The sequence below is a fragment of the Actinosynnema sp. NPDC050801 genome (assembly GCF_040673975.1).
In the GTDB taxonomy this organism is placed as follows: domain Bacteria; phylum Actinomycetota; class Actinomycetes; order Mycobacteriales; family Pseudonocardiaceae; genus Actinosynnema.
On the sequence record NZ_JBFAQZ010000008.1, the window covers coordinates 211,501 to 224,789 of the forward strand.

The 13,289-nt window shown below is 72.8% G+C and carries 11 protein-coding genes; 5 read left to right on the top strand and 6 right to left on the bottom strand.

Translation table 11 applies throughout. The features are described 5' to 3' along the window. Nucleotides 1-5: 5 nt before the first annotated feature. Entirely contained in the window at nucleotides 6-914 is a 909-nt protein-coding gene (locus AB0K14_RS20235; RefSeq protein ID WP_360451463.1) for a glycosyltransferase, read from the bottom strand. A gap of 154 nt (nucleotides 915-1,068) precedes the next feature. Between AB0K14_RS20235 and AB0K14_RS20240 the strand changes: the two genes are divergently transcribed. After that, entirely contained in the window at nucleotides 1,069-2,391 is a 1,323-nt protein-coding gene (locus AB0K14_RS20240; RefSeq protein WP_360451466.1) for a hypothetical protein, read from the top strand. Here AB0K14_RS20240 and AB0K14_RS20245 read toward each other — a convergent pair. From AB0K14_RS20245 to AB0K14_RS20260, 4 genes are all read right to left on the bottom strand, one after another. Then, nucleotides 2,384-3,100 carry an MBL fold metallo-hydrolase gene (locus AB0K14_RS20245; RefSeq protein WP_360451469.1) on the bottom strand — a complete coding sequence of 239 codons (717 nt, stop codon included), beginning with the start codon at nucleotides 3,098-3,100 and terminating at the stop codon, nucleotides 2,384-2,386. The genes AB0K14_RS20240 and AB0K14_RS20245 overlap by 8 nt on opposite strands. 65 nt (nucleotides 3,101-3,165) lie before the next feature. Next, nucleotides 3,166-4,140, bottom strand: coding sequence for a hypothetical protein (locus AB0K14_RS20250; protein WP_360451472.1), 975 nt, complete (start codon nucleotides 4,138-4,140; stop codon nucleotides 3,166-3,168). Nucleotides 4,141-4,264: 124 nt separating this feature from the next. Further along, entirely contained in the window at nucleotides 4,265-5,476 is a 1,212-nt protein-coding gene (locus tag AB0K14_RS20255; RefSeq protein WP_360451474.1) for a DUF6596 domain-containing protein, read from the bottom strand. Next, the gene (locus AB0K14_RS20260) at nucleotides 5,473-5,847 is read right to left on the bottom strand and encodes a YciI family protein (protein ID WP_360451477.1); all 375 of its coding nucleotides are present in this window, start codon (nucleotides 5,845-5,847) and stop codon (nucleotides 5,473-5,475) included. Before AB0K14_RS20260 ends, AB0K14_RS20255 begins: the two co-directional genes overlap by 4 nt. 111 nt (nucleotides 5,848-5,958) lie before the next feature. On the opposite strand from AB0K14_RS20260, the gene AB0K14_RS20265 reads away from it, so the two are divergent. The 4 genes from AB0K14_RS20265 to hrpA all read left to right on the top strand — a co-directional run bounded on the left by AB0K14_RS20265 (nucleotide 5,959) and on the right by hrpA (nucleotide 12,356). Then, nucleotides 5,959-6,393: a nuclear transport factor 2 family protein gene (locus AB0K14_RS20265; RefSeq protein ID WP_360451480.1), complete on the top strand. Its 435-nt coding sequence runs from the start codon at nucleotides 5,959-5,961 to the stop codon at nucleotides 6,391-6,393. A gap of 379 nt (nucleotides 6,394-6,772) precedes the next feature. Beyond that, nucleotides 6,773-7,537, top strand: coding sequence for an isocitrate lyase/phosphoenolpyruvate mutase family protein (locus AB0K14_RS20270; protein ID WP_360451483.1), 765 nt, complete (start codon nucleotides 6,773-6,775; stop codon nucleotides 7,535-7,537). Between the two features lie 35 nt (nucleotides 7,538-7,572). Beyond that, nucleotides 7,573-8,397 carry a thioesterase family protein gene (locus AB0K14_RS20275; RefSeq protein WP_360451485.1) on the top strand — a complete coding sequence of 275 codons (825 nt, stop codon included), beginning with the start codon at nucleotides 7,573-7,575 and terminating at the stop codon, nucleotides 8,395-8,397. A gap of 41 nt (nucleotides 8,398-8,438) precedes the next feature. Then, entirely contained in the window at nucleotides 8,439-12,356 is a 3,918-nt protein-coding gene (gene hrpA / locus AB0K14_RS20280) for an ATP-dependent RNA helicase HrpA (RefSeq protein ID WP_360451488.1), read from the top strand. A gap of 193 nt (nucleotides 12,357-12,549) precedes the next feature. Here hrpA and AB0K14_RS20285 read toward each other — a convergent pair whose 3' ends face one another. Beyond that, on the bottom strand, nucleotides 12,550-13,035 hold the full coding sequence (locus tag AB0K14_RS20285; RefSeq protein ID WP_360451491.1) for a MarR family transcriptional regulator: 486 nt from the start codon (nucleotides 13,033-13,035) through the stop codon (nucleotides 12,550-12,552). Between the last annotated feature and the right edge of the window lie 254 nt (nucleotides 13,036-13,289).

Below are 13,289 nucleotides of genomic sequence, written 5' to 3' on the forward strand. Positions count from 1 at the left end.
GTCGATCACTTCCTCACGGGTTTGGTGGTTCCGAATGCGTGGCGGACGAGGACCTTGGCGCTGGCGCTCTGGCGGGAGGTGACGGCGCCGGGCAGCAGGAGCAGCGCGTGGAGCCGGGAGGAGAGGTGCAGGCGGGCGGCTTTGGCGGCGCGGTGCCAGCCGATGCGGTCCATGTGTTCGGCGACGTCGACGAAGAAGTCGTGTTCTTCGGTGAACCGGCCGCCGAGGGAGGCCAGGGAGGAGGAGACGCTGGCGTTGTGGCGGCGGTACTGGAAGCAGAGGTCGGGGATGACGACGAGTTGGCCGCCGCGTTCGACGAGGTCGAGCATGAGGGCGAGGTCGAGGACGACGCGCAGGCCTTGGCGGAAGCCGAGGTCTTTGAGGGCTTCGCGGCGCCAGCACAGGGAGGGGAAGTAGGTCCAGTTGCCGCGCAGGAGGCTGACGACGAGTTCTTCGCCGCGCATGGTCCTGGGGGTGGTGGTGTCGGGGGCGTAGAGGCCGCGTTTGACGCGGTCGGTGAGGGGGCGGACGACCTGGCCGGTGCTGTCGATGACCTCGACGCCCGCTTGGACGACGTCGGCGTCGGGGTGGCGCTGGGTGGTGCGGCGGACGGTGCTGACGTAGTTGGGCAGCATGGCGTCGTCGGAGCCCATGACCACGAGGTAGTCGCGTTCGGCGAGGTCGAGGCACTTCTGGAAGTTGGCGTTGATGCCGAGGTTGTGCTCGTTGCGCTGGTAGGTGATGCGGTTGTCGCGCAGTGAGTGGAACCAGTCGGGCAGGTCGTTGTCGGTGACGCTGTCGTCGACGACGGTGAGGTGCCAGTTCTCGTCGTCCTGGGCGATGACGCTGCGCACGGCGGTCTTCAGGTACGAGATGTCCCCGTAGTGGGGGAGCATGATGTCGATGCCGTTCATGGTCACCTCGTACGACCGACGATCAGGCTGCGGTGTGGAACACCCATCCCCTTGCCACGACCCTTCCCCTTGCGCCTGCCCCTCGTGGTTCCACCCGAGCACCGGGGACACCGGCTTTCAGGAGGTGGCGACGAGGCAGCCTACTGTGTTGGCGGTGAGCGCAGACATCATGCCCCCGCGTCGGTTGAGCCCCGCTGTCGTGATGGGGTTGGGCACGTTGGTTCTCGGTGGGTCGGGTTACGCGTTCGTGGCGATCGCGGGTCATTCGTTGTCGGCGGCGGATGCGGCGGCGGTGGCGGCGTTCTACCTGTTGGCGAACATCGTGGGTCCGGGGATCTTCTCGGCGTTGGAGCAGCAGGCCAGTCATGCCACGTCGCGGGCGTTGGCGGGGGGTGGGCGGCCTGGTGCGGCGGTGCGCCGGGTGGGTCGTGAGGGTGTGGTGCTGACGCTGGTGGTGGTGGGTGTGTTGGTGGTGGTGTCGCCGGTGTTGGTGGAACGGTCGTTGAAAGGTTCGTGGCCGTTGTTCGTGGCGGTGGTGGTGGCGGTGGTGACTTCGGCGGCTATTTACCTGGCGCGTGGTGTGTTGGGTGGAATGCGGCGGTTCTCGGGTTATGCGGCGACTTTGGCGGGTGAGGGTTTTGCCCGGTTGTCGGGTGCGATCGTGGTGGCGGCGGTGGGTGTGGCGAGTGCGGGTGCGTTCGGGATGACGTTCGCGTTGGGGACCGTGGTGGGTGTGGCGGCGGGGTTGGTGTGGTTGCGGTCGCGGTCGGTGCCGGTGGCGGGCGGGGTGGCGGCGTCGGACGGGGTGGCGGGGTCGGGGCGGGTGGAGGGTTTGGCGTTGTTGGTGTTGGCGGGGTTGTTGGTGCAGGCGGTGGCGAACGTGGCGCCGATCGTGGTGACGGCGCGGTTGCCGGGGGATGCGGCGTTGGCGTTGGCGTTCTCGTCGGCGTTCATCCTGGTGAGGGTGCCGTTGTTCGTGTTCTCGCCGGTGCAGGCGTTGTTGTTGCCGGGGTTGACGGAGGCGGCGACGCGGGGTGACCTGGGTGCGGTGCGGGCGGTGTTGCGGCGGATCTCGGTGTGGGTGTTGGTGGTGGGTGTGGTGGGTGCGGTGGGGTCGGCGGTGTTGGGTCCGTGGGCGGTGCGGGTGTTCTTCGGTGCGGAGGCGGGGTTGTCGTGGGTGGTGATGGGTGCGTTGGGGGTGGGCACGATCCTGTTGATGGTGGCGCAGGTGTTGCAGCCTGCGTTGATCGCGTTGGGTGCGCGGTCGGCGATCACCGTGTCGTGGGTGGTGGGCACGGTGGTGTTGTTGGTGGTGTTGGTGTTGCCGGGGTCGCCGGTGGTGGTGGCGACGGTGGCGCAGTTGGCGGGTCCGTTGCTGGTGGCGGCGGGGATGGCGGTGGCGTTGGTGCGTCGGTTGGGCGCGGTTGGGCGCGGTGGGGCGGGTGTAGGCGGGGTTCACCCGCCGGTGGTCATCTGATGGTGAATGTTTCACCTGGTCGTGCGACGGGGGCGTGGGCGCGTTCGGTGGCTTCGGCGGTGCCGAGGGTGTGGCCGACGTGGGTGAGCAGGAGTCGGTGGGCGCCGCGGGCGGCTCGGGCGGCGTCCTCGGGGGAGCAGTGGTGGGGCCCGGTGCCGTCGGCTTCGCACAGGAACAGGCCGGCGCCGTCGGCGAGGTCGTCGAGGGCCTGGCAGGGGCCGGTGTCGCCGGAGTAGGCGAACACGGCGTCGCCGTGGGTGGCGCGCAGGCCGAACGCGGGCAGTCCGTGGTCGACGGCGCGGCTGGTGAGGGTGAGGTCGCCGATCTCGGCGCGGTGGCCGTCGTGCAGTTCGTGGACGTCGAACGCGGCGGCGGCGGGGTTGGGCGAGGCGCCTTCGAGGAAGGTTTCCAGTCGGTCGGCGAGGCCGGGTGGGCCGTAGAGCGGGATGGGTGCGTGCGGTTGTTGGTCGGCGAACAGCAGCGCGTAGTAGTAGGGCAGCAGGTCGGCGGCGTGGTCGGCGTGGGTGTGGGAGATCCACACGGCGTCGAGGAGGTCGGGGCGGTGGTGGCGTTGCAGCTCGGCGAGCGTGCCGGGGCCGGCGTCGACCCACACGGCGGTGTGCTCGCTGCGCAGCAGGTAGCCGGAGCAGGGGTTGCCGGGGCGCGGGTAGGGCGTTGCGGTGCCCAGGACGGTGAGGCGGAAGGTCACGGGGCAGTGTGACCCAGCGCGGGGCGCGGGGTCACGGGACGTGTGGCGCAGCACGCGTCGCGATGTCAGGGGACGGTGTGGCGCAGCACGTGGACGCCGGCCGCGGTTTTGAGGTAGGCCCAGGTGGTGGCGCCGGTGGTGGTGAGGCCGACGTGGGAGGCGGAGGTGCGGGCGAGGTCGTCGGGCAGTGGCACGGCGGTCCAGCCGCGGCCGGTCCAGCGGTGGAACGCGGGTCTGGTCTCGAAGGAGCGGCGGGCGGCGCGCACGCCCCAGGTCCAGCCCGCGGCGACGCCGTGCACGCTGAGCCGGTCGGGGTCCTCGGGTGTGGGTACGGCGTGCCACTGCTCGCCGTCCCAGCGGTGCACGCGCAGGCCTTCGGTGTCGCGGACGTGGCCGAGCCACACGTCGTCGGGGGCGGTGGCGGCGAGGCGGGCGACGTGGCCGCGTTCGTGGCGGGGTCCGGCGACCTCGGTCCAGGTGCGGCCGTCCCAGCGGACGAGCACGGGGTACTCGTAGGTGCCGGGTCCGGCGCCGGCGAGGCCGCCGCCGCCCGCCCACACGTCGTGGGGTCCGGCGGCGGTGATGGTCTGCAGGCCTTCGCGGGCCGAGGACAGCGCGGTGCGCAGTCGCCAGGCCGCGCCGTCGAAGTGGAGGGTGTCGCGGCCGGTGCCGACCACGTGCACGTCGTCGTCGCGGACGGCGGTGACGGCTTTGGCCCAGGTGATGCGGGGTGTGGCGACGACCTGCCAGGTGGTGCCGTCGTAGTGCAGCACGAGGGGGCGGCCGGCGCTGTTGCCGACCGCCCAGACGTCGTCGGGCGCCGTGGCGGACACCCCGGACAGGCTGGCCGCGGCGGGCAGGTCGGGCAGCGGCTCGACGCGCCAGGTCTCGCCGGTCCAGCTCAGCACCAGTGGTGCCGACGGGTGGCTGGTGAACACGCCGGTGGTGCCCGCCAGCCACGCGTGGTGCTCGCCGGCGGTCGCCAGGTCGGCCAGTGCGGTGCTGGGCGGCAGCACGGGCACCGGCACGGGTCGGAACAAGCCAATTCCCCCTCGATGGGTCGTCCCCCGACTCATCGCGTGATCCAGCTCATCGGCCGCGCCGCTGATCCGCCAGCCGCCGAACGGCGGGTTGCCGATCCGCCGGAGGGCGGGGCGTGGTCCGCTACCGCTGTCGGGCGCGTTGTTCGAGGTAGCGGCGTTCGGGCAGGCTCAGCGTGGCGCGGGCGGCGCGGGCGTAGTGCTCGCGGGCCGCGTCGCGGTCGCCGGCCAGCTCCAGCAGGTGTGCGCGCACGGCGTCGACCCGGTGGTGCCCGGCCAGCGCGGGGTCGGCGGCGGCGTCCCGCAGTCGGGCCAGGCCCTCGGTGGGGCCGTGGACCATGGCGGCGGCGACGATCCGGTTGAGCGCGACCATGGGGCCGGGGGTGAGCGTGTGCAGCAGGTCGTACAGGCCCAGGATCTGCTTCCAGTCGGTGTCGGCGGCGTCGTGGGCCTCGTCGTGCAGGGCGGCGATCGCGGCCTGCAGCTGGTAGGGGCCGATCGCGGTGGTGGTCAGCGCGTCGTGCACCAGCCGGGTGCCTTCGGCGATCATGGCCGTGTCCCACCGGGTGCGGTCCTGCTCGGCGAGGGGCACCAGCGATCCGTCGGGGTGGGTGCGTGCGGGTCGGCGGGCGTCGGTGAGCAGCATCAACGCCAGCAGCCCGGCCGACTCGCCGTCGCCGGGGCGTCGCGCGTGCAGCTCGCGGGCCAGGCGGACGGCCTCGCCGGAGAGGTCGACGCGGTGCAGGTCGGCGCCGGAGCTCGCGGTGTGGCCCTCGGTGAACACCAGGTAGAGCACGTGCCGCACGGCGTCGAGCCGTCGGTCGCGTTCCGGGTCGGGCGGCAGGTCGAAGCGGGCGCCGGCGGCCTTGATGCGCTGCTTGGCGCGGCTGATGCGTTGCGCGACCGTGGTTTCGGGCACCAGGAACGCCCGGGCGATCTCGGCGGTGGTGAGCCCGCCCACGGCGCGCAGCGTCAGCGCGACCTGCGAGGGCGGTGTCAGCGACGGGTGGCAGCACAGCACCAGCAGCGTGAGCGTGTCGTCGGTGCCCGGCGGGGGTTGCGGGTCGGGTGGGGTGAGCGCGAACGCCGCCTCCTCCCGTCGTCGTCGCGCCGTGTCCGCGCGCCACCGCTCGATCCGCCGCCGCGACGCGACGGTGACCAGCCAGCCGGTCGGGTTGTCCGGTACCCCGTCGACGGGCCAGCGGGTCGCCGCGGCCAGCAGCGCCTCCTGCACGGCGTCCTCGCAGGCGTCGAACCCGCCGTGGTGGCGCACCAGCGCGCCCAGCACCCGCGGCGCGAGCTCCCGCAGCAGCGGGCCGATGCCGGGGTCGGTCACCGCAGGAAGTCGTCGAGTGACGACAGCGCGGGCCGCACCTCCACCAGGCCCAGCCGTGCTTCGGGGATGCGCGCCGCGATCCGTACCGCCCGCTCCCGTGTCGGCACCTCCACCAGGTAGAACCCGGCCAGCAGCTCCTTGGTCTCGGCGAACGGGCCGTCGGTGGTCAACGCCCGCCCGTCGCGCACGGTCACCCGCGTGGTCAGCGCCGGCTCGGCCAACGCCTCGGACACCACCAGCTCGCCGGAGGCGGCCAGCTCCTCGTCCAACGCCGCGTAGGCGTCCAGGCCGGCGGACCGCTCGTCGTTGCCCATCCGGTCCCAGATCGCGCGGGACTCCGGGTTGCTGTAGATCAGGACGAGGTACCTCACCAGAACCCTCCGCGGAAATCCGGTCCGGGATGTCGAGAACGCCGGTCCAGCTTCTACGTCCCCCGTGCAGGGTGCCCGACCGGGGTGCCCCGTCGGAGAGGAAGTACCACCATGAGCGAGCACAGCGACATCAGGGACCTGCTCGAAGGGCGTGCCGCGGCGATGCGCGCCGGCGACGCGGACCGCCTGGTCGCCGACTACCTGCCCGACGCCGTCACCTTCACCCTCGCGCCGCCGCTGCGGCACACCGCGCCCGAGGTGGTCGACCCCGAGGCGATGCGCGCCTGGTTCGCCACGTTCGACTCCGCCGTGGACTACGAGGTCCGCGACCTGGACATCACCGCCGAAGGGGACCTGGCGTTCTGCCACAGCCTCAACCGCATGTCCGCGGTCCCGCGCGGTCTCGACGAGGCGTTCGACCTGTGGTTCCGCGCCACGGTGTGCCTGCGGCGGGTGGACGGCGCGTGGCGCATCGCCCACGAGCACACCTCCACGCCGTTCTACATGGACGGCACCTTCGGCGCGGCCCTGGACCTCAAGCCGTAAGGGCCCGGGCCACCGCGTCCGGGGCGGCGCGGCAGGCGTGCTCGACCGGGGTCGCGCACCCCACGACCACGCCCTGCCGCGCCGCCCGTGCACCGTCACGCCGAGGCCGTCCAGCCGCCGGACCAGCGGGTCGCGGCGACGCCGGTAGCGCAGCCGGCAGCCGCGCGCTCCACCGCGCCGCGCCCGGTCCTGCCGCACCGGGGCCCCGGGCGGCGCGTACCGTGATCATCGGGTGCAGCGACACCCACGAGGCGGACCGCCACGGCACCCCTGGGGAGGGGCGACGGCCGGAGTGGCGCGGGTGACCGTCCTGACGAAGACGTGGAACCGGGTCGGGGCCTGCGCGCGCCCGCGACCTCTGCCGTGACAGGAGAGCGAAGTGACCGAGACCAGAGTGACCCGGACCGGGCCGGCGCAGGCGCTGCGGGCGCTGCACGTGCCCGGCGACCCGCTGGTGCTGCCCAACGTGTGGGACGTCGCGTCCGCACGCGTCGTCGCCGAGGCGGGCTACCCGGCCCTGGCCACGGCCAGCGCCGCGGTGACCGCCGCCCTCGGGTTCCGCGACGGGCACGGCATGCCCGCCGACGAGGCGTTCGCCGCCGTGCGCCGGATCGCCGCCGCCGTCGACGTGCCGGTGACCGCCGACGTCGAACGCGGCTACGGCCTGCCGCCGGCGCAGGTCGCGGCCCGGCTGGCGGAGGCGGGCGCGGTCGGCTGCAACCTGGAGGACTCCGACCCCGCCACCGCGACCATGGTCGAGCTCGCCGAGCAGGCCGACTTCCTGGCCGCCGTCCGCGCCGCCGACCACGACCTGGTGATCAACGCCCGCGTGGACGTGTACCTGCACGGCGACGGCTCGTTCGAGGACGGCGTGCGGCGCGCGCTGGCCTACTTCGAGGCCGGCGCGGACTGCGTCTACCCGCTGCGGCTGCCCGCCGACCGGATCGCGGAGTTCGTCGAGGCGGTCGGCGGCCGCCCGGTGAACATCGGCCACGGCCCCGGCACGCCCGGCCCGGCCGAACTCGGCGCGCTGGGCGTGGCACGGGTCAGCTTCGGCCCCGGCCTGCACAACCTGCTGATGAACCGGCTCAAGTCGATCGTCGCCGACATCAAGCGGGACGGCGGAAGCCCGTACGGCGGCTGAAATACCCGCCGGAATCACCCGTTAGTGTGATCGTCATGCACGAGTGGGACACCGACACGCGGGTGGACGCGGTGGGGGACGGGCGGTTCACCGCCCACCTCACCGACCGTTGGGGCGGCGCGGGCGGCCGGCCCAACGGCGGCTACCTCGTCGGGTCCTGCCTGCGCGCCCTCGGCGAGGTGCTGCCGCACCCCGACCCGCTCGTCGTCAGCGCCCACTACCTGCGCCCCGGCGTCCTCGGACCGGCCCGCGTCGACACCGAGGTGGTCCGCGCCGGCCGCCGGGTCTCCACCGGCGAGGCCCGCCTGACCTGCCGCGACCACGAGGTGCTCCGGGTGGTCGCCACCTACGGCACCGCCACCGGCCCCACGTACGGCACCGCCGCCGGCCCCACCCACGTCCTCGGCAAGGCCCCCGACCTGCCGCCGCCCGACGAGTGCGTCGACGCCTACGACGGCCTGCGCCTGCCCGGCGCGACCGTCGCCGACCGCGTCGAGGTGCGCGCCCCGGAACCCCACGGCTGGGCGCGGGGACGTCCGTCCGGCGCGCCGGACGCCGAGTTCTGGATGCGCTTCGCCGACGGCCGCCCCGCCGACACCGCCAGCCTGGCGACCCTGGTGGACTGCGCCGCGCCGGCCGCCATCGAGCTCGGCGTGGTCAGCTCGGCCACCATCGAGCTGACCGTCCAGGTCCACGCCCGGCCCGCGGCCGGGTGGCTGGCCGCCCGCACCGCCACCCGCCACCTGGCCGGCAGCCACTACGTGGAAGACCTGGAGCTGTGGGACACCACCGGGCGGCTCGTCGCCCAGGCACGCCAACTCGCCCTGCGCGGCGAGCGGCCGGCGCGGGCCGGCCGATAATCGGCGGCCCCATCGGCCCACCCTCGATATCCTTGACCCAAATGAACCAGATGTCGCACGCTGACCTGCGCAAACGCCTGTCCGACCTGATGTCGCGGGACCAGCGGAGGCTGGCACGCAGGCTCGACGGCGCGCGCAAGGTCCGCGACGACTCCGCCCGCGCCGCCGTCCTCGCCGGGATCGAGGCCGACGTCGAGGCCGCCGAACTGCGCGTCGCCCTGCGCCGCGAGGCCGTGCCGAAGATCACCTATCCGGCCGAGCTGCCCGTCAGCGCCCGCAAGGACGACATCGCCGCGCTCATCCGCGACCACCAGGTCGTGATCGTCGCCGGCGAGACCGGGTCGGGCAAGACCACCCAGCTGCCCAAGATCTGCCTCGAACTCGGCCGCGGCGTGCTCGGCCAGATCGGCCACACCCAGCCCCGCCGCCTCGCCGCGCGCACCGTCGCCGAACGCGTCGCCCAGGAACTGGACACCCCGCTGGGCGGCGCCATCGGCTACAAGGTCCGGTTCACCGACCAGTCCGGCGACGACACCCTGGTCAAGCTCATGACCGACGGCATCCTGCTGGCCGAGATCCAGACCGACCGGATGCTGTCGCGCTACGACACGATCATCATCGACGAGGCCCACGAACGCAGCCTCAACGTCGACTTCCTGCTCGGCTACCTCAGGCAGCTGCTGCCCCGGCGACCCGACCTCAAGGTCGTCATCACCTCCGCCACCATCGACCCGCAGCGGTTCTCCCGGCACTTCGGCGACGCCCCGATCATCGAGGTCTCCGGCCGCACCTACCCCGTCGAGGTCCGCTACCGCCCGATCGTCGACCCCGAGGACCCCGACGCCGACCCGGATCGCGACCAGACCCAGGCCGTCTGCGACGCCGTGCGCGAACTGCAGGCCGAAGGACCCGGCGACGTGCTGGTGTTCCTGTCCGGCGAACGCGAGATCCGCGACACCGCCGACGCGCTGGCCGCGCTCGACCTGCGCGACACCGAGATCCTGCCGCTGTACGCGCGGCTGTCGTTCGGCGAGCAGCACCGCGTGTTCCAACCCCACCGCGGCCGGCGCGTCGTGCTCGCCACCAACGTCGCCGAGACCTCGCTGACCGTGCCCGGCATCAAGTACGTCGTCGACCCCGGCACCGCCCGCATCTCCCGCTACAGCCACCGCCTCAAGGTCCAGCGGCTGCCCATCGAACCGGTCTCCCAGGCCTCGGCCAACCAGCGCAAGGGCCGCTGCGGCCGCGTCTCGGAGGGCATCTGCATCCGCCTGTACTCCGAGGACGACTTCGACGCCCGCCCCGAGTTCACCGACCCGGAGATCCTGCGCACCAACCTCGCCTCGGTCATCCTGCAGATGACCTCCATCGGCCTGGGCGACATCGCCGCGTTCCCGTTCATCGACCCGCCCGAGGCCCGCAACATCAGCGACGGCGTGCAGCTGCTCCAGGAACTCGGCGCGCTGCTGCCCGCCGAGCAGCAGCTCACCCCGCTGGGCCGCAAGCTCGCCCAGCTCCCCGTCGACCCCCGCCTGGCCCGCATGGTCATCGAGGCCGACCGCAACGGCTGCGTCCGCGAGGTCATGGTCATCGCCGCCGCCCTGTCCATCCAGGACCCCCGCGAACGCCCCTCGGACAAGCAGCAGGCCGCCGACGAGTTCCACGCCCGCTTCAAGGACCCCGACTCGGACTTCACCGCCTACCTCAACCTCTGGCAGTACGTGCGCGAACGCCAGAAGGAGCTGTCCAGCAACCAGTTCCGCCGGCTGTGCCGCACCGAGTTCCTCAACTACCTGCGCGTGCGCGAGTGGCAGGACATCTACCAGCAGCTGCGGCAGGTCGCGAAAACCCTCGGCGTGCACGTCAACGAGCAGCCCGCCGACCCGCGCAACATCCACGTGTCGCTGCTGTCCGGGCTGCTGTCCCACATCGGCGTCAAGGACGTGCCCAAGCGCACCCCCGGGAAGAACGAGCAGAGCAAGCGCGTCGCCACCGAGTACCTGGGCGCCCGCAACGCGAAGTTCGCGATCTTCCCCGGCTCCGCCCTGTTCCGCAAACCACCCCAGTGGGTGATGGCCGCCGAACTGGTCGAGACCTCGCGGCTGTGGGGCCGCACCGTGGCGAAGATCGAACCCGAGTGGGCCGAGAAGCTCGCCGGGCACCTGGTCAAGCGCACCTACAGCGAACCGCACTGGGAAGCCAAGCGCGGCTCCGTCGTCGCCCTGGAGAAGGTCACCCTCTACGGCGTGCCCATCGTCGCCTCCCGCAAGGTCGACTACGGGCGCATCGACCCCGAGCTGTCCCGCGAGCTGTTCCTGCGCCACGCCCTCGTGCAGGGGGAGTGGACCACCCACCACAAGTTCTTCCACCACAACCGCGAGCTGCTCGCCGAGGTCGAGGAACTGGAGAACCGGGCCCGCCGCCGCGACATCGTCGTGGACGACGACACCGTCTACGAGTTCTACGACCGGCGCGTGCCCGCCGACGTCGTGTCCGCCCGGCACTTCGACACCTGGTGGAAGAAGGCCCGCCACACCGAACCCGACCTGCTCACCTTCGACAAGGCGATGCTGGTCAACGACCGCGCCGCGGTCACCCCCGACGCCTACCCCGACGAACTGCGCCGCGGCGGGCTCACCCTGCCGCTGACCTACCGGTTCGAACCCGGCACGTCCGTCGACGGCGTCACCGTCACGCTGCCGCTGCCCGCGCTGACCACCGTGCCCGACGACTCGCTGTCCTGGCAGATCCCCGGGCTGCGCACCGACCTCGTCGTCGCGCTCATCCGGTCGCTGCCCAAACCGGTGCGCCGCAACTTCGTGCCCGTGCCCGACGTCGCCGCCGCCGCGCTGGCGGGCATCGACCCCGACGAACCGCTCCTGCCCGCCCTGGAACGCGAACTGCGCACGCTCACCGGCGTCGTGGTGCCCCGCGGCGAGTGGCAGCTCGACCAGGTGCCCGAACACCTCAAGCTCACCTTCACCATCGTCGACGAGAACGACCGCCAACTCGCCCAGGGCAAGGACCTCGCCGCCCTCAAGGCCCAACTGCGCGGCCAACTGCGCGAAACGCTGGCCGCCGCCGCGAGCAACCTCGCCCGCACCGGCCTGACCACCTGGGACATCGGCGACCTGCCCCGCACCGTGCAGCGGCAGCGCTCCGGCATCGTCGTCACCGCCTACCCCGCCCTGGTCGACAAGGGCGACACCGTCGCGGTAGAGATCCTCGACACCCCCGGCCGCCAACGGCAGGCCATGTGGCGCGGCACCCGCCGGCTGCTGCTGCTCAACACCCCGTCCCCGGTCAAGACCCTCCAACGCGGCCTCAACAACGCCGAGAAGCTCGCCCTGACCCGCAACCCGCACGGCGGCGTCGCCCCGCTGCTGGCCGACTGCATCGCCGCCGCCGTCGACGAACTCCTGCGCGACGCCGGCGGCCCGGTGTGGGACGAGGCCGCGTTCACCAAGCTCACCGACCACGTCCGCCGCGGCCTGGGCGAGACCACGTTCGACGTGGTGCACAAGGTCCGCCGCGTGCTGGAAGCCGCCCAGGACGTCGAACTGCGCCTCAACGCCGTGCGCGGCCCGGTGTTCGAGGAGTCCCTGGCCGACGTCCGGGCCCAGTTCACCGGCCTGGTCCACAAGGGGTTCGTCACCGAGGCGGGCGCCGACCGGCTCGTCGACGTGCACCGCTACCTGCAGGGCATCGCGCGGCGGCTGGAGAAGCTGCCCGAGAACGTCCGCCGCGACCAGGAGTGGATGGACCGCGTCCACGCCGTGCACGCCGAGTACCGCGAACTGCGCGCCGCCCTGCCCGCCGACGAACCCCACGACGAGCTGGACGAGGTGCGGTGGATGATCGAGGAACTGCGGCTGAGCTACTTCGCCCAGACCATCGGCACCCGCTACACCGTCTCCGACAAGCGGATCTTCAAGGCCCTCGACGCCGTGCCCCGCTAGCCGGGGCCGGCTCGCCGGGCGGTGTCGGGCCGGGCGAGCCGTGAAGGGTCAAGCCCGACACCGGGTTCCAGCCGAACGCGCACATCCCGAAGCCGTGGCGGCCCGCGGCGCCCACGAACGCCGACGTGGCCAACCCCGCGTCGTGGTGTGCGCCGGACTCGCCCGCGGCGCGGCCGAGTCGCCGGATCCGGTGCTACTCGCACTGCTCCAGCAGCGTCCGCAACGCGTCGGCGACCACCGCTTTCGTCTCGCCGTCCAACGGCTCCAGCAGCCGCGCGTAGTGCCGCATGTGCTCGGCCAGCATCCCGTCCACCAGCTGCGCCCCCCGGTCGGTCAGCTTGATCCGCACCACCCGCCGGTCCGCGCCGTCGGGCACCCGTTCCACCAGGCCCTTGGCCTCCATCCGGTCGATCCGGTTGGTGATCGCGCCCGCCGTGACCAGCGACGCGGACAGGAACGCGCCCGCCGTCATGCCGTGCGCCGACCCCGCCCGCCGCAACGTGGTCAGCACGTCGAACTCGCCCGGCTCCAGGTCGAACCGACCCACGAACTCCCGCAGCTCGCGCTCCAGCAGCCGCGCCAACCGCGTCACCCGCGCCAGCACCGCCATCGGCGAGGTGTCCACGTCCGGGCGCTGCACCGACCACTGCGCCAACACCAGGTCGACCGCGTCGGCCATCACGCCTCCCCGACCCGGCATGACCGACGACATGTGCCCGAAAACGCCACACCGACGGCGGGCCCCCCTTTGATCCGCACGGACCCACCGTATTCGTGATCGACAACGCGCGCTGACGTCCGGCCGAAAACCCGCGCGACGGCCCACCGACCCGCGCGCGCCCGGCCCAGTCGCGGACTCCGTTCGCCCTTCCCGTTCCCGCACCGGACCCCTCCGCGACGGTGCGGCCCCGCCACCCGCGCCGACGTCCGGCC